We start from the raw sequence: 20,855 nt of genomic DNA on the forward strand, positions 1-20,855 counted from the left end.
CAATGGTGCCGACAGCTACCGGGTTGGGGCGCTTGATCGTTCTTGCCGCCGGGGCATACGTCGCTGAGGTCGTCACCCTTCCATTATGGCCGATCCGCGAGCATGATTCTCGCACCGGATGCCCCGTTTTCGCCCTCGATCGACTTAGGTTACCCTAAGAAAACGCTGCGAATCCTCGGTGAATACGCGGGAAACGAGGGATGGTCGTCCTTGGGCTCGTGCGTCGGAAGAGACTGCACGTTTTCCCGGCGCCGATAGGATCGCACACATGGCTGATTCCCTGACCTGGTCCGACGTGCTCACCACTCTCCTGGAGCGTCGCGATCTCAGCGTCTGGGAGTCGACCTGGGCGATGCGGCAGATCATGCGCGGCGATGTCACGCAGGCGCAGCTCGCCGGCTTCCTCGTCGCTCTCCGCGCCAAGGGAGAGACGATCGACGAGATCGTCGGCTTCCGCGACGCCATTCTCGAGGCGGCTGTCCCGCTGCCCGTGTCGCCTGACGTCCTCGACATCGTCGGCACCGGCGGTGACCGTGTCGGCACGGTCAACGTCTCGACCACCGCGGCGGTCATCATCGGCGCCACCGGCATCCCGGTCGTCAAGCACGGAAATCGTGCTGCCAGCTCGGCGTCGGGGTCGTCCGACGTGCTGAGCGCGCTCGGGTTGGAACTCACCCTCGATCCCGCAGCAGTCTCGTCGATCCTCGACCGCACGGGCATCACCTTCGCATGGGCGGGCGCCTTCCACCCGGGCTTCAAGCACGCGGGTGTCGTGCGCGCCGAACTCGGGGTTCCCACCGTCTTCAACATGCTCGGACCGCTCTGCAACCCTGCGCGCGCGGAGGCGAACGCCGTAGGCGTCGCCCAGCTCGAGCGTGTGCCGCTGATCACAGGCGTGTTCCGCACGCGCGGCGCGACGGCGCTGGTGTTCCGCGGCGACGACGGACTCGACGAGCTGACCACCACGGGGCACAGTCGCATCTGGGAGGTCACGCGCGGCGACATCCACGAGCACGACCTCGACCCGCGCGACCTCGGCATCCCGATCGCAGACCTTGCAGATCTGATCGGTGGAACACCCGATCACAACGCCGCTGTGCTGCGCAGGACGCTCGAGGGCGAGACGGGGGCAGTGCGAGACATCGTCCTGCTCAACGCGGCCGCCGGCATCGTCGCGTTCGAGCTCTCCCAGGACGCGACGCAGGTGCAGCGTCCCATCCTCGAGCGCCTGCGCGAGGGATACGAGCGAGCAGCTGCCGCCGTCGACGACGGCAGCGCCATCGCCAAGCTCGACCAGTGGATCGGCGTGAGCCGCGAGCTCGCGTCAGCGTAGGGATCACGATGGACCCGGTAGCCGCGCTGCTCGAGATCGCCTCGCTGCTCGAGCGTGAACGGGCATCTCGGTATCGGGCGAAGGCCTTCCGCCAGGCGGCGTCGACTCTGGAGCGGCTGCCGGAGGACGTGCGCGCAGACCCGACCAGGCTGCGTGCGTCGAAGGGAATCGGCGAGTCGACGTTCGCGGTCATCCGGCAGGCGCAGAGCGGAGAAGTGCCCGACTATCTGGTCGAGCTGCGCGGTGACGTCGAGCCGGAGCGCGTATCCGCACTGAGGGCGAAGCTGCGCGGGGATCTGCACGCGCACACGGACTGGTCTGACGGGACGACGCCCATCCCCGTGATGGCGGCGGCGGCGCGAGCCCTCGGACACGAATACCAGGCGATCACCGACCATTCGCCGCGCCTGAGGGTCGCTCGCGGTCTCTCACCCGAGAGGTTGCGCGAGCAGATCCCGCTCGTGCGCGCCGAGTCGGGTGAGGGGTTCACGCTCCTCGCCGGCATCGAGGTCGACATCCTCGAAGACGGTGCCCTCGACCAGGAGGATGCGCTGCTCGGCGAGCTCGACATCGTCGTGGCCTCGGTGCATTCCAAACTGCGCATGGAGGCGAGGCCGATGACGGCTCGCATGATCGCGGCCGTCTCGCATCCGCGCGTGAACGTCCTCGGGCATTGCACGGGCCGCCTCGTCCAGGGCGAACGCGGCACGCGGCCGGAATCCCAGTTCGATGCGGCAGCCGTCTTCGCGGCATGCGCCGAGAACGGAGTGGCCGTCGAGATCAACTCCCGACCCGAACGACAGGATCCGCCCGACGAGCTGATCTCGATCGCGTTGCAGGCAGGCTGCCTGTTCTCCATCGATTCGGACGCGCACGCGCCCGGTCAGCTCTCGCTGCTCGATCACGGCGCGGAGCGAGCGGAGCGCGCAGGCGTCCCGGCATCGAGGATCGTCACCACCTGGGGACTCGACCGGCTGCTCGCCTGGGCGAGCTGAGTCAGCCTTCGACCGTCGCGATCGCAGCGACGGCGCGGGTCATCGAGCCTCCGAGGTTCCACTTCTCCGCGAGCGCGGTCGCAGCGTCGACCTCGGCCGGGTCGAGCGGGCGGAGCGGGTCGCTCGGCGCCACGATGTCGAGGTCTGGTGCCACGGCGACCACCGTCGGGGCGACATCGAGGTAATCCGCTGCGGCGAGGATCTTCGAGCGGACCCCCGCGCTCATGCCCTCGCCGGCTTCTGCGGCCTGTCGGATGCCGACCAGGTCGCCATGCGCCTGCAGGAGCGTCGCTGCGGTCTTCTCTCCGACGCCCGCGACGCCGGGCAGCCCGTCGGACGCATCGCCGCGCATCGTCGCGAAGTCGGCGTACTGGCCGGGCAGCACGCCGTACTTCGCCACCACGACGGCATCCGTGACGATCTCGAGGTTGCTCATTCCCCGAGCCGTATAGATGACGCGGATGCTCCTCGAGTCGTCGACGAGCTGGAACAGATCCCGGTCGCCCGTCACGATGTCGACCGGCATGGTCGCGTGGGTCGCGAGGGTGCCGATGACGTCATCCGCCTCGTGCTCGGCGACGCCGATGATCGGGATGCCGAGCGCACCGAGCGTCTGACGAATCAGCGGTATCTGCGCCTCCAACGGGTCGGGAACCTCTTCGACGTCGGGCCCGGCGGGAACGACCTCGACGACTCGATGGTCCTTGTAGCTCGGGATCAGATCGACGCGCCACTGGGGCCGCCAGTCGTCGTCCCAGCACGCGACCACGTGGGTCGGCTCATACAGGGTGACCAGCTTCGCGATGATGTCGAGCAGCCCTCGCGCGGCGTTGATGGGAGAGCCGTCGGGTGCCGTGACCTTGTCGGGCACTCCGTAGAAGGCGCGGAAGTAGAGGCTTGCGGTGTCGAGCAGGAGAAGCTTGTCGGCGCGGGGCATGCAGACAGTCTGGCAGCGCGCCGAGCGAGGATGGTATCGAGTCCGTCATATCGCGCCTCGATCTGATAGCCTTGATTGTCACTCGTGGCGTGCCTATGCATGCCCGCGTGGCAGAAACCACATCAATCGCTGCAGAGCTCATGATCGGCCGTGCGCGGCCGGAGCTTTCAGCCCGAGTCTCCATTCACAAGGACAACCCACTACATGACTACCGCAACGACCGCCCCGGCCACCAAGCAGGTCGCCATCAACGACATCGGATCTGCTGAGGACTTCCTGGCCGCGGTCGAGAAGACCCTGAAGTTCTTCAACGACGGCGACATCATCGAGGGAACGATCGTCAAGATCGACCGCGATGAGGTCCTCCTCGATGTCGGATACAAGACCGAGGGTGTCATCCCCTCACGCGAACTCTCGATCAAGCACGACGTCGACCCCAACGAGGTCGTCAAGGTCGGCGACGAGGTCGAGGCCCTGGTTCTCCAGAAGGAGGACAAGGAAGGCCGTCTGATCCTCTCCAAGAAGCGTGCTCAGTACGAGCGTGCCTGGGGAGACGTCGAGAAGATCAAGGAGAACGACGGCGTCGTCACCGGTACGGTCATCGAGGTCGTCAAGGGTGGACTCATCGTCGACATCGGCCTCCGTGGCTTCCTCCCGGCTTCGCTCATCGAGCTCCGCCGCGTCCGCGATCTCACGCCGTACCTCGGCCAGGAGATCGAGGCCAAGATCCTCGAGCTCGACAAGAACCGCAACAACGTCGTGCTCAGCCGCCGCGCGCTGCTCGAGCAGACGCAGTCGGAGTCGCGCACCACGTTCCTGAACAACCTGCACAAGGGTCAGGTCCGCAAGGGTGTCGTGTCGTCGATCGTCAACTTCGGTGCATTCGTCGACCTGGGCGGCGTGGACGGCCTCGTGCACGTCTCCGAGCTGTCCTGGAAGCACATCGAGCACGCTTCCGAGGTCGTCGAGGTCGGCCAGGAGGTCACCGTCGAGATCCTCGAGGTCGACCTCGACCGCGAGCGCGTCTCCCTGTCGCTGAAGGCGACGCAGGAGGACCCGTGGCAGGTCTTCGCCCGCACCCACGCGATCGGTCAGGTCACGCCGGGTAAGGTCACCAAGCTCGTTCCGTTCGGTGCGTTCGTTCGCGTCGCAGACGGCATCGAAGGCCTCGTCCACATCTCCGAGCTCTCCAGCAAGCACGTCGAGCTGGCCGAGCAGGTCGTGTCGGTCGGCGAAGAGGTCTTCGTCAAGGTCATCGACATCGACCTCGAGCGTCGCCGCATCTCGCTCTCGCTGAAGCAGGCCAACGAGGCCGTCGACGTCAACGGCACCGAGTTCGACCCGGCGCTCTACGGCATGCTCGCCGAGTACGACGAGGCCGGCGAGTACAAGTACCCGGAGGGCTTCGACCCCGAGACCGGTGCGTGGAAGGAAGGCTTCGACACCCAGCGCGAGGCATGGGAGCAGGAGTACGCTGCAGCCCAGGCTCGCTGGGAGGCCCACAAGGCTCAGGTTGCCAAGGCAGCCGAGGCCGAGGCGGCCGCTGGCGACGACTTCGGTGGCCAGGTGTTCACGAGCGAGGTCGCAGGTGCGGGCACGCTCGCTGACGACGAGGCTCTCGCGGCTCTGCGCGAGAAGCTCTCGGGCGGCAACGCTTAAGCATCACGCTCTGAACGGGCCGTCATCCTTCGGGATGGCGGCCCGTTCTGCATCCTCTTCGCCTGTGGCGTCTACGTGACCGAACATTACGGCGGCATTCGTCACATCGCGCAGACCCCGCCAGCATGGGGATATGACAACCCTGCTCTCCACCCCGCGTGTCGACGCGTCGATCGACGCCGGCACGGCGCAGCCCGTGCGGTTGCGGGAGGTCGGGCGCAGCTTTCCGATCGCGCGCGGACGCCGCGATGTCCTCCGCGGTGTGGACATCGAGGTGGCGGCCGGCGAGATCATCGCCGTCGTCGGGCCCTCGGGATGCGGCAAGTCGACGCTCCTCCGTCTGATCGGCGGACTGGATGCGCCCTCTGACGGCAGCATCCTGCTCGACGGCTCGAGTGTCGCAGACGTCGACGAGCGCACAGCGGTCGCGTTCCAGGAGCCGCGACTGCTGCCCTGGCGCACGATCTCGCAGAACGTCGAGCTCGGCCTTCCGCGCGGCACCGCGCGCCGTGAAGGCCGCGAACGTGTGCGCGACCTGCTCGCACTGGTCGGCCTCGAACAGGCTGCCGGTCAGCGCCCCCGTGAGGTCTCCGGCGGCATGGCTCAGCGTGCCTCGCTCGCGCGTGCGCTCGCCCGCAATCCCGGTGTGCTCCTGCTCGACGAGCCGTTCGGCGCGCTCGACGCTCTCACCCGCCTGCGGATGCACGATCTGCTGCTGAAGATCCACGCGGCAGAACCCACCACCGTCCTCCTCGTCACGCACGACGTCGAGGAGGCCCTGTACCTGGCCGACCGCGTGCTGCTGCTGCGTACGCTCGACGCCGATGCCGGCCCGGATGCGCGCTCTATCGTGCGCACGATCACCGTGCCCGGCATCCGCCCCCGCGACCGCGCCGATCGCGGCCTCGCGGACCTCCGCGCCGAGCTCCTCGAAGGACTCGGCGTCGACACCCACCACCGCACTGCCACCGAGGAGACCCGATGAGCACCATCACCCGCCGAATCATCCCCGCGATCGCTGTCGCAGGGACGATGATGCTCGTCGCCACCGGCTGCGTCGCCGGCGAGAACGCCACGGCCTCGGACTCGACCGCTGACAGCGCCGCGTCGGGCGAGTGGTCGTCGGACACTCTGTCGATCGACTTCGCCACCTACAACCCGCTGAGCCTCGTGATCCGCGAGCAGGGGATCCTCGAAGAGATCCTGGGCGACGACGTGGAGGTCGAGTGGGTGCAGTCCGCCGGATCGAACAAGGCGAATGAGCTGCTGCGCTCCGGCTCGATCGACGTGGGATCGACCGCTGGCTCGGCCGCTCTGCTCGCCCGCTCGAACGGCTCGCCGATCCAGGTCATCGACATCTTCTCGCAGCCGGAGTGGTCGGCGATCGTCGTGGGCCCCGACAGCGACATCGCGTCGGTCGAGGACCTCGCGGGCAAGTCAGTCGCCGCGACGAAGGGAACGGACCCCTACTTCTTCCTCCTGCAATCGCTCGAAGAGGCGGGTCTCACGATCGATGACGTCGAGGTGCAGAACCTCCAGCATGCCGACGGTCGCGCTGCTCTCGATGGCGGCTCGGTGGATGCCTGGGCGGGCCTCGACCCCATCATGGCCGCGGCCGAGGTGGAATCCGGCGACCAGCTGATCTATCGCAACGTGGACTTCAACACCTACGGGTTCCTCAACGCCACCGAGGACTTCATCGAGAACCATGCCGATCTCGCCCAGGCGGTCGTGGACGCATACGAGCAGGCGCGCGAGTGGGCGCTCGAGAACCCCGACGAGACCGCAGCACTGCTGGCCGAGGTCGCGGGAATCGACATCGAGGTCGCGACGACGGTGATCGAGGAGCGCTCCAACCTCGATGTGAGCGGCATCCCTGGCGACGCGCAGATCGATGTGCTGGAGAAGATCGCTCCTGTGCTCGTCGAATCGGGCGATGTGCAGGGCGGCAAGGACTCCGTCGACAAGGCGCTCGATTCGATCGTCAACGCCACCTTCGCCGAGAAGGCGGTCGAGGGCGAGTGAGCCTTCCGGATCAGAGAGTGATGATCCCTGCGGACACGCGGGACGCTCTCGACGCAGCGCGCGGAGTCCGTCGGCGCGCTGAGGTGGGCGCACGGAATGCGTGGGATCGACCGGCGGTGCGGATCGCCGGCGGGTTCCTGCTGCCCGCACTGATCGTCATCGCCTGGCAGATCGTGACGACCACCGGAATCGTCGCGCCCTACCTGCTGCCGTCTCCGGAGTCCGTCTTCGCCGCAGGGATCGAGCTGGCCGAGCGCGGGCTGCTCTGGACTCACATCGCGATCTCGGTGCAGCGAGTGCTGCTCGGCTTCGCGATCGGGTCCGTGATCGGGCTCGCTATCGCGGGAATCGTCGGTCTCTCGAGGATCGGCGACGTACTGCTCAGCCCCACGCTCTCGGCAGTCCGCGCTGTACCCTCGCTGGCCTGGGTGCCGCTGCTGATCCTCTGGATGCAGATCGGAGAGGAGTCCAAGGTGACGCTGATCGCCATCGGCGCGTTCTTCCCGGTCTACACGACCGTCGCATCGGCCCTCCGGCACGTTGATCCGCAGCTCGTCGAGGCAGGGCGCTCGTTCAGCCTCCGCGGCTGGTCGCTCTTCCGTACCGTGCAGCTGCCCGCCGTCGTGCCGTCGGTGGTCGCTGGGCTCCGACTCGCTCTCGCGCAGGCTTGGCTGTTCCTCGTCGCCGCAGAGCTGATCGCGTCGTCCATGGGACTGGGGTTCCTTCTCACCGACTCGCAGAACAGCGGGCGAGTGGACAGGATCATTCTGTCGATCGTCCTGCTCGCGCTTCTCGGCACGATCACCAACGCTCTTCTCGTCCTCGTGGAGAAGTACCTGCTCCGGCGATGGGTGTGACAGTGACGGAAGCCCGTCTGCACGAGACCCGTACGTACCCGGCGCCCGCGGGTTTCGCCGCCACTGCCAACGTGACTGCTGAGGCGTATGCGAGGGCGGCGTCTGATCCGACCCTCTTCTGGGAGCAGGCGGCGGAGCGACTCGACTGGGCAGAGCCGTGGCATACGGCTCACGAGTGGGAACCGCCCGTCGGGGATGCCGTTCCCGCCGCACGATGGTTCGTCGGCGGACGGCTCAACGTCGCGTACAACTGCGTCGATCGACACGTCGTCGATGGCCGAGGCGACAAGATTGCGCTCCATTTCGAAGGCGAGCCTGGCGACCGGATCGCCGTGACCTACTCCGACCTCCAGGCCAGGGTCTCGCGCGCGGCCAACGCGCTCATCGCTCTCGGCATCCGACCGGGCGACCGCGTCGTGGTCTATCTCCCCGTGCTGATCGAGACGATCGTGATCACGCTCGCCTGCGCGCGCATCGGCGCCGTGCACTCGCTCGTGTTCGGCGGGTTCTCCGCCGAAGCTGTGCGCTTCAGGCTCGCCGACACCGGAGCCAAGCTGCTCGTGACGAGTGACGGCCAGTTCCGCCGGGGCACCGCGACCGAGGTCAAGTCGACCGCCGACATCGCGGCGGAGGATCTTCCCGACCTCGAGCACGTCCTCGTGCTCCGGCGTACCGGGCAGGACGTTCCCTGGACGCCCGGACGCGACGTGTGGTGGCACGACGTCGTCGACACCGCCTCGCCGGAGCATGAGGCGGAGGCGTTCGATGCAGAGCATCCGCTCTTCATCATCTACACGTCGGGCACCACGGGGAAGCCGAAGGGGCTGGTGCACACCTCGGGTGGATACCTCACCCACGCGAGCTGGGCGCACTGGGCGCATTTCGACGCGAAACCCGACGACGTGCACTGGTGCACGGCCGACCTCGCGTGGGTCACGGCGCACACGTACGAGATCTACGGCCCACTCTCGAACGGCCTGACCCAGGTCATCTACGAGGGCACGCCGGACGCTCCGAACCGCGAGCGTCACCTCGAGATCATCGAGCGCTACGGCGTGACGGTGTACTACACGGCCCCGACTCTCATCCGGACCTTCATGACCTGGTTCGGCGCCGATCTGCCCGAGGGGCACGACCTCTCGACCCTGCGTCTGCTGGGAACCGTCGGTGAGGCGATCAATCCGGAAGCGTGGATCTGGTTCCGGCGCAACTTCGGGCGAGACGAGATCCCTGTCGTCGACACGTGGTGGCAGTCGGAGACCGGTGCGGCGATGATCGCGCCGCTGCCGGGTGTGACGACGCTCAAGCCCGGTTCGGCATCCGTGCCATTGCCCGGTATCGATGCCGCCGTCGTCGACGAGCACGGCGATGAGGTGGAGCCAGGGCGATCGGGGACGCTCGTGGTGCGCCGACCGTGGCCGGGGATGGCGAGGACGGTGTGGGGCGACCCGCAGCGGTACCGCGATGCCTACTGGTCGACTTTCGCCGGGCGTGGCGAGCACGGCGGCTACTACGTCGCCGGCGACGGGGCGACCCGAGATGCAGACGGTTACATCTGGATCCTCGGCCGGCTCGACGACGTCGTGAACGTGTCTGGCCACAGGCTCTCGACCATCGAGATCGAGTCGGCGCTCGTGGCGCACGACACGGTCGGAGAGGCAGGCACGGCGGGAGTCGCAGATCCGGTGACCGGGCAAGCGGTCGTCGCCTTCGTGACCGCATCAGGCCGGGCTGAGGTGTCGACGCCGGTGCTGCGGGCAGAGGTCGCCAGGGCCATCGGCTCCATCGCCAAACCGAAGCACATCGTCGTCGTCCCCGACCTCCCGAAGACGCGCTCGGGCAAGATCATGCGCAGACTGCTCGCTCAGCTCTGGGAGGCCGAGCAGGACCGTCGGGCGGGCCGCGCTTCGGCTCAGCTCGGAGACACGACATCGCTGCAGAACCCGTGGGCCGTCGACGACATCGCCGCCGTGCTCGAGACCGCTGAACTGAGGACATGATGACGGAAGAACACCGCTTCGGATTTCGCACGAGGGCACTCCACGCCGGAGGCACCCCCGACGCCGCCACCGGCGCTCGCGCCGTGCCGATCTACCAGACGACGTCCTTCGTCTTCGAGGACGCGGCGGACGCAGGCAACCTCTTCGCTCTGCAGAAGTACGGCAACATCTACTCCCGCATCGGCAACCCCACCGTCGCTGCGCTCGAGGAGCGCCTCGCCTCGCTCGAGGGTGGGATCGGCGCGGTCGCCACCGCGTCGGGTATGAGCGCGGAGTTCATCACGTTCGCCGCACTCGTCGGAGCCGGTGACCATGTGGTGGCCTCCGCCCAGTTGTACGGCGGCACGGTGACGCAGCTCGACGTGACGCTGCGCCGGTTCGGCGTGCAGACGACCTTCGTCGCCTCCACCGACCCCGCCGATTACGCTGCCGCGATCCGCCCGGAGACCAAGGTCGTCTACGTCGAGATGATCGGCAACCCCTCGGGTGAGATCGCCGACATCGAGGGGCTCGCAGAGGTCGCTCATGCCGCAGGCGTGCCGCTGGTCGTCGACGCGACACTGGCCACTCCGTACCTCGCGCGTCCGCTCGAGCACGGTGCCGACATCGTCATCCACTCGGTCACGAAGTTCCTCGGCGGCCACGGCACCACGCTCGGTGGCGTCGTGATCGAGAAGGGCACCTTCGACTGGGGCAACGGGCGGTTCCCGCAGATGACCGAGCCGGTCGAGTCCTATGGTGGCATCAAGTGGTGGGACAACTTCGGCGAGTACGGGTTTCTCACCAAGCTCCGCACCGAGCAGCTGCGCGACATCGGTCCGGCGCTCAGCCCGCAGTCGGCGTTCAACCTCCTCCAGGGAGTCGAGACGTTGCCGCAGCGGATCGATGCGCACCTCGCGAACGCGCGGATCGTCGCCGAGTGGCTCGACTCCGACCCCCGGGTCGACTATGTGACCTGGGCAGGTCTCGATCATCACCCGCACCACGAGCGTGCTGCGAAGTACCTGCCGCTGGGTCCCGGCTCGGTGTTCGCCTTCGGGGTGAAAGCCGACGACGGCCGCGCAGCGGGGGAGACGCTCATCGAGAGCCTGCAGCTGGCGTCGCATCTCGCGAACATCGGAGATGCGCGCACGCTCGTCATCCACCCTGCATCCACCACCCACCGGCAGCTCACGGAACCGCAGCTGGTCGCCGCGGGCGTGCGCCCCGACCTCATCCGTATCTCGGTGGGACTCGAGGATGCCGAAGACATCATCTGGGATCTCGATCAGGCCCTCACGACAGCGACAGGAGCGACCCGATGAGCGGAATCGAGACCACAGGAGTCGACGCCTGCGCGCTTCCGCCTGCGCAGGACGCCGCGGCGTGTGCGCTCCCCGGCGTCGCATCGGCGCACCCCGAACGCACCTGGTCCGGCCCCGGCCAGCAGCAGCGCTTCGGCATCCTTCGACGCACGAAGTCCGTCGCCATCGTCGGCGCATCGAACAACCCGGCGCGCGCGTCGTACTTCGTCGCGACCTACCTGCTCTCCAGCACCGCCTACGACGTCTACCTCGTCAACCCTCGGGAATCCGAGATCCTCGGACAGCCGGTCTATGCCTCGCTCGCAGACCTGCCTGTGGCTCCAGACATCGTCGACGTCTTCCGTCGCCATGAGGACCTCCCGGGGGTCGCACAGGAGGCGGTCGACGCCGGCGCGCAGACTCTCTGGCTGCAGCTGGGGTCATGGAACGAGGATGCCGCAGCGATCGCCGAGGGCGCGGGACTCTCGGTCGTGATGGATCGATGCATCAAGATCGAGCATGCCCGATTCCACGGGGGGCTCCATCTCGCCGGATTCGACACCGGTGTCATCAGCTCGCATCGGCAGCTGCTGGCGCGCTGATCCGAGTCAGCATCCGAGTTTAGACTGGCGAAATGCCTCTCATCGCGCTCACCGGCGGCATCGCCTCGGGAAAGTCGACCATCGCACGACGACTCGCAGAGCTCGGCGCGGTCATCGTCGACGCCGATCAGATCGTGCGCGACGTGCAGGCGCCGGGGTCTGCGGTTCTGGCCCGGATCGAGGAGGTCTTCGGCGTCGACGTCATCGCGGAGGATGGATCACTCGACCGCGCGGCGCTGGGGGCCAAGGTGTTCGCCGATCCCGCTCAGTTGGCGCACCTGAACGCGATCGTCCACCCCGCGGTCCGAGCCGAGTCGCAGCGTCGATTCGAGGCGGTCGCGTCCGCCGACCCCGAGACGGTCGTCGTATACGACGTCCCTCTCCTGGTCGAGGCGCGGGTCGATGACCCGTGGGATCTGATCGTCGTCGCGCACGCACCCGCAGACGAGCGCAGGCGGCGGCTCGTCGACCTGCGCGGCATGGCAGAGCAGGCGGCGCAGGAGCGGATCGACGCCCAGGTGTCGGACGATCGTCGGCTGGGGATCGCTGACGAGATCATCGACACCTCCGGCTCTCTGGAGGAGACGATGCGGCAGACCGACGCCCTGTGGGAGCGGATCCGCTCGTCGTGACCTTCACCGGTTACTCACCGGGGTCTCCCGCCTATCGGCGTCTCATCATCGGGCTGTTCTTCGCCGGTGTCGCGACGTTCGCGCAGTTGTACTCGCCCCAGGCCGTGCTGCCGCAGCTCTCATCGAACCTCGGGATCACACCGGCGACCGCGGCACTCGCGGTGTCGGCTGCAACGCTCGGCCTGGCGGCGGCCGTGATTCCGTGGTCGATGGTGGCGGATCGCATCGGACGGATTCCCGCGATGGGGATCGGCATCCTCACCGCGACCACGCTCGGGCTTCTGGCGCCGTTGAGCACCGGGATGGAGATGCTGTTGGCACTGCGTCTGCTCGAGGGCGTGGCGCTGGGGGCGGTGCCCGCCGTGGCGCTCGCATATCTCAGCGAGGAAGTGAGCGCACGTCACGCCGCGACTGCAGCGGGGAGCTATATAGCCGGGACGACCGTGGGCGGTCTGCTCGGTCGCGTCCTGTCGGGATTGGTCGGCGAGCCGTGGGGGTGGCGTGCGGGCATCTGGACCGTCGCCGGTGTGTGCGCGGTGGCAGCGGTGCTGTTTCTGTGGTTGACGCCGAAGGCGCAGGGTTTCGTGCCCGGTCGCTTTCGAGACGACACGACGCCGGGCATGCTCGAGCGTCTGGTGCTGCCGCTGCGCTCCGGGCCGCAGCTCGCGCTCTACGCGCAGGGCTTCCTTCTCATGGGGGCTTTCGTCGCGGTCTACAACTACCTCGGGTTCCACCTCATCGACCAGCCGTTCGCTCTTCCGAGCTGGTTGGTGACGCTGCTGTTCCTCGCGTATCTCGCGGGCACCGTCTCGTCGCCGACGGCAGGCACCCTCGCATCCCGCTTCGGTCGGTATCCGGTGCTGCTGTTCTCGATCGCCGTGATGGCCGTCGGCGCCCTCGCCATGCTCAGCCAGATCCTCCTCGTGGTGATCGTCGGGCTGCTGCTCTTCACCGGTGGCTTCTTCGGCGCGCACGCGGTCGCCTCGGGGTGGGCTCCCGCCGCAGCCGCTCCGGGCAGCAGGGCGCAGGCATCGTCGCTCTACTACTTCGGCTACTACGCGGGGTCGAGCCTCTTCGGCTGGATGCTGGGGGTCGTGTTCGGGAGTGCCGATTGGGCCTGGTTCGTGGCGGTGATCTTGGCGATGTGCGCGGTGTCCGCGGCTCTCGCTGCGCGCGCCCTGCGGCTGACGCCGACCGGGCGCGTGTGATCGCGAAGCGGCGCGGTGCTCGACCGAGCTCAGGCCGGGAGCCGTGAGACCCGCTCGTGGCCCCGATGTCGGTGGCCCGGCATACGCTGGAGGTATGCAACCCACGCGCAGCGTCCGCCCTTTCGAGGTCATCAGCGAGTACGCGCCCGCCGGTGACCAGCCCAAGGCCATCGCCGAGCTCGCATCACGCATCAACGCCGGTGAGACCGATATCGTCCTGCTCGGCGCCACGGGTACGGGAAAGTCCGCGACCACCGCCTGGCTCGTCGAGCAGGTGCAGCGTCCGACCCTCGTCCTCGCGCACAACAAGACGCTCGCCGCGCAGCTCGCGAACGAGTTCCGCGAGCTGATGCCGAACAACGCCGTCGAGTACTTCGTCTCCTACTACGACTACTACCAGCCTGAGGCGTACGTGCCTCAGACGGACACCTTCATCGAGAAGGACTCGTCGATCAACTCCGAGGTCGAACGCCTGCGCCACTCGACCACCAACTCCCTGCTGAGTCGGCGAGACGTGATCGTGGTCTCCACTGTGTCGTGCATCTACGGCCTCGGCGCGCCGGAGGAGTACCTCAGAGCGATGGTCGCGCTGCAGGTGGGGGAGCGGTACGACCGGGACGCGCTCATCAGGCAGTTCATCTCGATGCAGTACAACCGCAACGACGTCGACTTCTCCCGGGGCAACTTCCGCGTGCGCGGCGACACCATCGAGATCATCCCCGTCTACGAGGAGCATGCGATCCGCATCGAGCTGTTCGGTGATGAGATCGAGGCGCTCTATTCGTTGCATCCGCTCACCGGGGAGGTCATCGAGAAGCTCGATTCCGTTCCGATCTTCCCCGCCTCTCACTACGTGGCGGGAACCGATGTGATCCAGCGCTCCATCGGCACGATCGAGCACGAGCTCGAAGAGCGGCTGAAGGAGTTCGAGCGTCAGGGCAAGCTGCTCGAGGCTCAGCGGCTGAGGATGCGCACGACCTTCGACCTCGAGATGCTGCAGCAGCTCGGGTTCTGTTCAGGCATCGAGAACTACTCCCGGCACATGGACGGGCGACAGCCCGGCGAGCCGCCGCACACGCTGCTCGACTTCTTCCCCGACGACTTCATGCTCGTGATCGACGAGTCGCACGTCACGGTGCCGCAGATCGGCGCGATGTACGAGGGAGACGCCTCCCGCAAGCGCACACTCGTCGAGCATGGCTTCCGGCTGCCGAGCGCGATGGACAACCGCCCGCTGCGATGGGATGAGTTCAAGAACCGGATCGGGCAGACCGTGTATCTCTCGGCGACCCCCGGCAAGTACGAGATGGGCATCGCCGACGGTGTCGTCGAGCAGATCATCCGCCCGACGGGTCTGGTGGACCCGCACATCATCCTGAAGCCGTCGAAGGGCCAGATCGACGACCTTCTCGAAGAGATCAGGCTGCGGGTCGAACGCGACGAGCGCGTGCTCGTGACCACGCTCACCAAGAAGATGTCCGAAGAGCTCACGGACTTCCTCGGCGAGCACGGCGTGCGCGTGCGATATCTCCACTCGGACGTCGACACCCTGCGTCGCGTCGAGCTGCTCAGCGAGCTGCGCGCAGGCGTCTACGACGTTCTCGTGGGCATCAACCTGCTGCGTGAGGGACTCGATCTGCCCGAGGTGTCGCTGGTCGCGATCCTCGACGCCGACAAGGAGGGGTTCCTGAGATCAGGCACATCGCTGATCCAGACCATCGGTCGTGCGGCGCGCAACGTCTCGGGCGAAGTGCACATGTACGCCGACAGGATCACCGACTCCATGGCCAAGGCGATCGAGGAGACCGATCGGCGACGCGAGAAGCAGGTCGCCTACAACCTCGAGCACGGCATCGACCCGCAGCCGCTGCGCAAGCGCATTGCCGACATCACCGAGGTACTCGCCCGTGAAGGCGCCGATACCGCTGCGATGATGTCCGGCCGCGGGCGCGCGACCGGCAAGGGCAAGTCGCCGACGCCCAACCTGCGGCGCACCGGGATCGCCGCCGAGGGCGCCCTGCAGCTCGAGGCTGTGATCCAGGATCTCTCCGACCAGATGCTCGCGGCGGCTGCGGAGCTCAAGTTCGAGCTCGCCGGACGGCTGCGTGACGAGGTGCAGGACATGAAGAAGGAGCTGCGTGCCATGGAGAAGGCCGGCCACGCCTGACGACACGGGAGCGACCAGGATGGATGCATCGGGAGAAGAGCTCGCCGATCGGGTGAGAGCGCTTCTCGCCTTTGACGGAAACGTCGAGGAGAAGCGGATGTTCGGCACGCGTGCGTTCCTCCTCGAAGGCCGCATCCTCGTCGGGGCGCGCACAGGCGGCGTGCTGCTCGTGCGCGTCGATGAAGAGCACGGAGCCTCGCTCATCGCCCGGCCAGGGGTCACGACCGCGGTCATGGGTCCGCGGACGATGGGGACCGGCTGGCTCGATGTGTCGTCGAGCGCGCTCGTCGACGACGGTGATCTCTCAGCCTGGCTCGACATCGCACGAGAAGACGCGGCCCAGGACGGCTGAGAGCTGAGAGCGAGTCTCAGGGGCAGTGGACGAGAGTCTTCGGACCCGACCGATCGATCTCATGCTCGCTCATCGGTGAGCCGCACAGCGGACAGGCACGTTCGGCACGTTCGGACGGGCTCGGCGGGGGAGTCTTCTCGTAGGGTCCGACGGAGGCCGGGCCGGCGAAGCGGATCAGATTCGAGTTGAACCAGGCGTAGAGACCTCCCGCCTCGCGGATCCGAGAGCGAAGCGGAGGACGATCGTCAGAACTGGCCATGTTGCTTAGTGTACTAACTATTAGTGTCAATGTATATTCGAATCCGTGACCGAATCGGATGACCTGCTCGCGCTCGACAACCAGCTCTGCTTCGCTCTGGTGACCGCAGCGCGCAACGTCGTGGCGATCTACCGGCCGATTCTCGAGCCCCTCGGGCTCACGCATCCGCAGTACCTCGTGATGCTGGCGCTCTGGGAACGAGCTCCACGCCCACTGAACGATCTCGCGGCCGATCTCGCGCTCGAGCCTGCCACGGCGTCGCCGCTGGTGAAGCGGCTGGAAGCCGACGGTCTGGTGGCGAGACAGCGCAGCGTCGAAGATGAGCGGCGTCTCGACATCACCCTCACGGACGCCGGTCGGGCTCTGCGCGGCCGAGCCCTCGACGTTCCGAGACAGGTGATGGCCGCCGTGGGGATGGACCTGCAGGAGATCGCGACACTGCGCGATGGGTTGTCGGCGTTCGCGGGGCGCCGCCCGGCCCCGGAGTGACCGCGTCATAGGGTGTGGGCATGCCGATCGATCACCAGACGCGTCCTGCGCGCCGGAGTATCGATCGGCTGGTCGTTCCTCTCGTCGTGGTCGTCTTCTTCGTCGTGGCGATGATCGCGTCGGCTATCCAGGGACAGCCGACGTTCCGCCCCGCCGAGCCGATCCTCGCTGGTACGGCTGAGCCGATGCCCACGGCGTCGCCGGGTGGGACAGGCTCACCCGAGCCGGTGGAGAGCGAACCCACGAATGCCGTGGTCGCGCAGATACTCACCGTGATCCTGATGGTCTTGGTGGCGGCCGGGATCATCGCTCTCCTCGTGATCGTCATCAGGGCACTGCTTCGAGCATGGCGCGATCGCCCGCTCAGACGCCGCGATGCAGCCGCAGTCGCGTCCGAGGTCGAGCAGCTCGAGTCGCCGCCGACGGCGGACATCTCAGTCCGCGTGATGCAACGAGGTATCGCCGGGGCCCTGGCCACGATCGATGAGCGTAGCCGAGCGTCGGATGCGATCATCGCTGCGTGGATCGGACTCGAGGAGAGCGCCTCAGACGCAGGGGTCACGCGAGCCGCGAGCGAGACTCCGGCGGAGTTCGTCGTGAGGATCATGACCCTGCGGGCGGGCGTAGCGGACGAGGCTATGGCGCTGCTGCGCCTCTACGAGAGCGTTCGCTTCGGAGCCCGGGTGGCTGACGAAGACGATCGATCCTCGGCGCGACGAGCACTGCGGCGCATCGAGGAGGTGTGGCGATGAGCGCACGGAGAACACTCCTCGCGATGGGCGCGGCCGTCGTCGCGGGCCTCGCCCTCCTCGGCTTCGGTTTCACCTGGCCGTTCGTGATCGGCTGGAGTCTGCTGATCTGCTCGGTCGGTCTGCTCGGGCAGCTCGTGATGCCGCTCGAGCCGGGCTTCGACGCCCCGCGCATAGACACGGAACCGCAGCGTCGGCCGACCGAGATCTCCCGGATGGCGTGGGCGCTGAACACGCACACCGGCATCGCCGGACAGCAGATCACCCGACGCGTCCGCGCGATCCTGCGCCATCGACTGCTGCGCCAAGGAATCGATCCAGATGATCCGGACGATAGGAAGCGCCTCTCTGCGGTGCTCAGCCCCGACCTCTGGGATCGGCTCACTGGTCGGGCGCCGACGATCGACGACATCGAACGCGCGCTGGATGCCGTCGACCGACTGACCCCCGCATCGACCGGCGTACCGTTGCTCGCGCCGCATGCCCCGGCCACAGACCAGGGGCGCCCCTCGCTGTTCCGTCGATCAAGGAGATGACATGACGAGCCCCGCAGAGATCGCCGACACCGGAGCCAGGATCCTCGCCGCAGTGAGGACCGTCGTGGTGGGAATGGACGATCCCATCGAGATCGCGCTCGCGACGATCCTCGCGGGTGGCCACGTGCTGTTCGAGGACGTGCCGGGGCTGGGCAAGACGCTCGCCGCCCGCAGCCTCGCGTCTGCCCTGGGGCTGTCGTTCCGCCGACTGCAGTGCACCCCGGACATGCTCCCCGGCGACGTGACCGGATCGTACGTGTACGCACCGGACTCGGCGGACTTCGTCTTCCGACCGGGGCCGATCTTCACCGGTCTGCTGCTCGCCGATGAGATCAACAGGACCACGCCGAAGACCCAGTCCGCGATGCTCGAGGCGATGGCGGAGCGACAGGTGACGGTCGAGGGCAACAGCTTCGCGCTGCCGGCGCCGTTCCACGTGATCGCGACGTCGAATCCGATCGAGTACGAAGGCACCTACGCGCTTCCCGAGGCGCAGCTCGACAGGTTCATGGTGCGGCTGTCCGTCGGCTATCCGGGGCCGGAGAACGAAGCTCGGATCCTGGAGAATCGGGTGAGCAGGCGGCAGGAGGCGACCCACGTCGCCCCGGTGATCGATGCCGCTCAGCTCGTCGCCCTGCAGGACGCGGTCGAAGCCATCCACGTCGATCAGGACATCTCCCGCTACTGCGTCGAGATCACGCGCGCCACGCGGAGTGCGCCGAATGTCGAGGTCGGGGCTTCGCCACGAGGTTCGCTCGGTCTGCTGCTGCTCGGACGAGCGCTGGCGGCGCTGGACGGCCGCGACTTCGTGCGCCCCGACGACATCAAGCGCATCGCGGTGCCTGTGCTGGCCCATCGGCTCACCCTCACCCCGCAGGCTTGGGCTCAGGGGGCGTCGGCATCGGATGCGGTGCGATCCGTCGTCGGTCAGGTCGCGGTGCCGCCGACTGTCGGGGCTCTCGGATGACGGGTGCTCCCCACGTGGGGCGTCGCGGTCCGGTGCTGTCCGTCGCGATCGGGGGTGCGGTGATCCTCGCCGTGGTCGGCCTTCTGTCGGCTCGCCCGGACATCGTGGCCATGGGACTGCCTCTCGCCCTCTGGAGCGGGTTCGCGATCGCGCGCGGTACTGCCGGGAGTGAGCCGAAGATCGCGATCGATGCGTTGCCGGGGCCGGAGGGCGAACTGCTCACCGCGATCACCGTCGTGGGCTATGCGGAAGCCGTCGAGATGGTGATCGTGCAGTCGGAGCGTCGCACCAGGCGCGTGATCGTGCCAGGCGGCGGCTCGTCCGTGACGGCACGAAGCAAGGTCCTGCACTCCGGGCCGACGGTTCCCGTCCAAGCGGCCGCGCGGGGGCTCTCCCTCGAAGGAGCGGCGCTCTCGCAGACGTCAGAGGTCGTCGCGGCCAGACGCCAGGTGGCGCCGCCCCGTCGACCGCTCGATGCGCTGCCGCTGCCCCGACGACTGATCGGTTCGCACGGCGCTCACGAGGGTCGCCGTCAGGGGCAGGGTGGTGACTTCAGAGACATCCACGCCTTCGCTCCCGGAGACGAGCTCCGCCGCGTGGACTGGCGGGCCACGGCTCGGATGGCCCGGAGGCCGGGGGATCTGCTGGTTCGTCGGACCAACACCCTCAGCGACTCCTCCGTGGTGATCGCGATGGACACGTCGGAAGACCTCGGCGAGGTCGTCGCGTCGTGGGGGAGCGGCGACTTCGAACGCAGCGGCGTGACCTCGCTCGACCTCGCGCGCGAGGCCGCTCGCGCGATCGCCGACTCGGCCATCGGCGCAGGCGACCGCGTCGCGCTGCACGTGCTCGTGCACGGGGGCCGGTCGCTGCGCAGCGGCAGCGGATCGCGGCATCTCTCCCGCGTGTCGGCGGCCATCGCCGCGACCGGTCAGGCGCGGGACGATGCGACCTTCCGCCGGACTCCTCCCGTGCCGCATGGCTCTGTCGTCTTCGTGCTGTCGACCTTCTTCGAGGGCGCGGCCGCACAGACGGCGTTGATGTGGAGGGCGAGCGGACACAGAGTCGTCGCTGTCGACGTGCTTCCGCCGCTCGACCGCACGCGTCTCACTCGCGCACAGCTCATCGGTCTCCGCACCGTGCTCGCCGAGCGGGTGAACGTGTTCGCCGATCTGCACGGCGCCGGAGTCGATGTGGTCACCTGGGCCGATGATCCGTCATCGGCGCTGCTCGCGATCGCGAGGGCGCGCCGATGAGGGCGAACGACTCCCTGCAGACAGGCCCCGCCGTCTCCTGGCTCGTCGTGAGGGGCGCGCTCGTGGTCGCGGTCGCGGGCGCAGCCGCCGCCTTGTGTCCGCTGATCGGGTGGCAGGTGGCCGCGGTCGTGCTCGCGATCATCGCCGCTGTTCTTCCGCAGACGTTCGCGGCGTGGGGATCCATCGGATGCCTCGTGATCGGGATGCTGATCTCGGAGCCCGATCTCGGGCGCGCGATGATCGCGGTGCTCGTCGTGCAGCTCATCCACATGCTGATGTCCCTCTCTCTCGTGATCCCCATGGGGTCCCGGGTGGTGATCGGCGCACTCCGACCCAGCGCGCTGCGGCTGCTCGTCGTCCAGGCGATCGCCCAGCCGGTGACTGTCGTCGTGATGGTCACCACGCAGGGATCGGCGCCCACAGCTCCGTGGGCTGCCGTGGCCGGGGCCGGAGCCGTCGTCGCGCTCGCGGCGACCCTGCTCGTGTGGGCGAACCGCCGTGCACGGTGAGTGGTGAGGCCTTCCCTGTGAGCCCTCACGGAGCCAATGT

At 67.7% G+C, this 20,855-nt stretch carries 21 protein-coding genes; 19 read left to right on the top strand and 2 right to left on the bottom strand.

Features of this window, described 5'->3' with window-relative positions; translation table 11 throughout:
- The first annotated feature begins 268 nt into the window (after positions 1-268).
- Together trpD and ACIOU8_RS00505 are read left to right on the top strand one after the other, a co-directional pair.
- Positions 269-1,333, top strand: coding sequence for an anthranilate phosphoribosyltransferase (gene trpD / locus ACIOU8_RS00500; protein ID WP_400784874.1), 1,065 nt, complete (start codon positions 269-271; stop codon positions 1,331-1,333).
- An 8-nt stretch (positions 1,334-1,341) separates the two neighbouring features.
- Positions 1,342-2,328 (top strand): PHP domain-containing protein, encoded by a 987-nt coding sequence (locus ACIOU8_RS00505; RefSeq protein ID WP_400784875.1) that lies wholly within the window; start codon positions 1,342-1,344, stop codon positions 2,326-2,328.
- A 1-nt stretch (position 2,329) separates the two neighbouring features.
- Here ACIOU8_RS00505 and ACIOU8_RS00510 read toward each other — a convergent pair whose 3' ends face one another.
- The gene (locus ACIOU8_RS00510) at positions 2,330-3,265 is read right to left on the bottom strand and encodes a 5'-3' exonuclease H3TH domain-containing protein (protein WP_400784876.1); all 936 of its coding nucleotides are present in this window, start codon (positions 3,263-3,265) and stop codon (positions 2,330-2,332) included.
- 204 nt (positions 3,266-3,469) lie between these two features.
- On the opposite strand from ACIOU8_RS00510, the gene rpsA reads away from it, so the two are divergent.
- The 11 genes from rpsA to ACIOU8_RS00565 all read left to right on the top strand — a co-directional run bounded on the left by rpsA (position 3,470) and on the right by ACIOU8_RS00565 (position 16,050).
- Complete coding sequence (gene rpsA / locus ACIOU8_RS00515; protein WP_400784877.1) at positions 3,470-4,924, top strand: 30S ribosomal protein S1; 1,455 nt, start codon at positions 3,470-3,472, stop codon at positions 4,922-4,924.
- Between the two features lie 133 nt (positions 4,925-5,057).
- Positions 5,058-5,909: an ABC transporter ATP-binding protein gene (locus tag ACIOU8_RS00520; protein ID WP_400784878.1), complete on the top strand. Its 852-nt coding sequence runs from the start codon at positions 5,058-5,060 to the stop codon at positions 5,907-5,909.
- Complete coding sequence (locus ACIOU8_RS00525; protein ID WP_400784879.1) at positions 5,906-6,949, top strand: aliphatic sulfonate ABC transporter substrate-binding protein; 1,044 nt, start codon at positions 5,906-5,908, stop codon at positions 6,947-6,949. Before ACIOU8_RS00520 ends, ACIOU8_RS00525 begins: the two co-directional genes overlap by 4 nt.
- Positions 6,950-6,969: 20 nt before the next feature.
- A complete protein-coding gene (locus ACIOU8_RS00530) occupies positions 6,970-7,806 on the top strand; it encodes an ABC transporter permease (RefSeq protein ID WP_400784880.1) in 837 nt (278 codons plus the stop codon).
- Positions 7,797-9,806 (top strand): acetate--CoA ligase, encoded by a 2,010-nt coding sequence (acs, locus tag ACIOU8_RS00535; RefSeq protein WP_400784881.1) that lies wholly within the window; start codon positions 7,797-7,799, stop codon positions 9,804-9,806. The genes ACIOU8_RS00530 and acs overlap by 10 nt, the downstream gene beginning before the upstream one ends.
- On the top strand, positions 9,806-11,110 hold the full coding sequence (locus tag ACIOU8_RS00540) for an O-acetylhomoserine aminocarboxypropyltransferase/cysteine synthase family protein (protein ID WP_400786824.1): 1,305 nt from the start codon (positions 9,806-9,808) through the stop codon (positions 11,108-11,110). Before acs ends, ACIOU8_RS00540 begins: the two co-directional genes overlap by 1 nt.
- Positions 11,107-11,691 (top strand): CoA-binding protein, encoded by a 585-nt coding sequence (locus ACIOU8_RS00545; RefSeq protein WP_400784882.1) that lies wholly within the window; start codon positions 11,107-11,109, stop codon positions 11,689-11,691. Before ACIOU8_RS00540 ends, ACIOU8_RS00545 begins: the two co-directional genes overlap by 4 nt.
- A 32-nt stretch (positions 11,692-11,723) precedes the next feature.
- Positions 11,724-12,323: a dephospho-CoA kinase gene (gene coaE, locus ACIOU8_RS00550; protein WP_400784883.1), complete on the top strand. Its 600-nt coding sequence runs from the start codon at positions 11,724-11,726 to the stop codon at positions 12,321-12,323.
- The gene (locus ACIOU8_RS00555; protein ID WP_400784884.1) at positions 12,320-13,531 is read left to right on the top strand and encodes an MFS transporter; all 1,212 of its coding nucleotides are present in this window, start codon (positions 12,320-12,322) and stop codon (positions 13,529-13,531) included. The genes coaE and ACIOU8_RS00555 overlap by 4 nt, the downstream gene beginning before the upstream one ends.
- 94 nt (positions 13,532-13,625) lie before the next feature.
- Positions 13,626-15,698, top strand: coding sequence for an excinuclease ABC subunit UvrB (uvrB, locus tag ACIOU8_RS00560; RefSeq protein ID WP_400784885.1), 2,073 nt, complete (start codon positions 13,626-13,628; stop codon positions 15,696-15,698).
- 19 nt (positions 15,699-15,717) lie between these two features.
- Entirely contained in the window at positions 15,718-16,050 is a 333-nt protein-coding gene (locus ACIOU8_RS00565; RefSeq protein ID WP_400784886.1) for a TfoX/Sxy family protein, read from the top strand.
- A 16-nt stretch (positions 16,051-16,066) separates the two neighbouring features.
- Here the strand turns inward: ACIOU8_RS00565 and ACIOU8_RS00570 are convergent, their stop codons facing one another.
- Positions 16,067-16,309 carry a hypothetical protein gene (locus tag ACIOU8_RS00570; RefSeq protein WP_140037408.1) on the bottom strand — a complete coding sequence of 81 codons (243 nt, stop codon included), beginning with the start codon at positions 16,307-16,309 and terminating at the stop codon, positions 16,067-16,069.
- Positions 16,310-16,354: 45 nt separating this feature from the next.
- Between ACIOU8_RS00570 and ACIOU8_RS00575 the strand changes: the two genes are divergently transcribed.
- The 6 genes from ACIOU8_RS00575 to ACIOU8_RS00600 are packed head-to-tail and all read left to right on the top strand — an operon-like array spanning position 16,355 to position 20,815.
- Positions 16,355-16,798 (top strand): MarR family winged helix-turn-helix transcriptional regulator, encoded by a 444-nt coding sequence (locus ACIOU8_RS00575; protein WP_400784887.1) that lies wholly within the window; start codon positions 16,355-16,357, stop codon positions 16,796-16,798.
- 20 nt (positions 16,799-16,818) lie between these two features.
- Positions 16,819-17,550: a DUF4129 domain-containing protein gene (locus ACIOU8_RS00580; protein WP_400784888.1), complete on the top strand. Its 732-nt coding sequence runs from the start codon at positions 16,819-16,821 to the stop codon at positions 17,548-17,550.
- On the top strand, positions 17,547-18,083 hold the full coding sequence (locus ACIOU8_RS00585; protein ID WP_400784889.1) for a hypothetical protein: 537 nt from the start codon (positions 17,547-17,549) through the stop codon (positions 18,081-18,083). Before ACIOU8_RS00580 ends, ACIOU8_RS00585 begins: the two co-directional genes overlap by 4 nt.
- Position 18,084: 1 nt before the next feature.
- Entirely contained in the window at positions 18,085-19,050 is a 966-nt protein-coding gene (locus ACIOU8_RS00590; protein ID WP_400784890.1) for an AAA family ATPase, read from the top strand.
- Entirely contained in the window at positions 19,047-20,306 is a 1,260-nt protein-coding gene (locus ACIOU8_RS00595) for a DUF58 domain-containing protein (RefSeq protein ID WP_400784891.1), read from the top strand. Before ACIOU8_RS00590 ends, ACIOU8_RS00595 begins: the two co-directional genes overlap by 4 nt.
- On the top strand, positions 20,303-20,815 hold the full coding sequence (locus ACIOU8_RS00600) for a hypothetical protein (protein WP_400784892.1): 513 nt from the start codon (positions 20,303-20,305) through the stop codon (positions 20,813-20,815). Before ACIOU8_RS00595 ends, ACIOU8_RS00600 begins: the two co-directional genes overlap by 4 nt.
- Positions 20,816-20,855: the final 40 nt, after the last annotated feature.

This window comes from Microbacterium sp. NPDC087589, assembly GCF_044743635.1.
GTDB lineage: Bacteria > Actinomycetota > Actinomycetes > Actinomycetales > Microbacteriaceae > Microbacterium.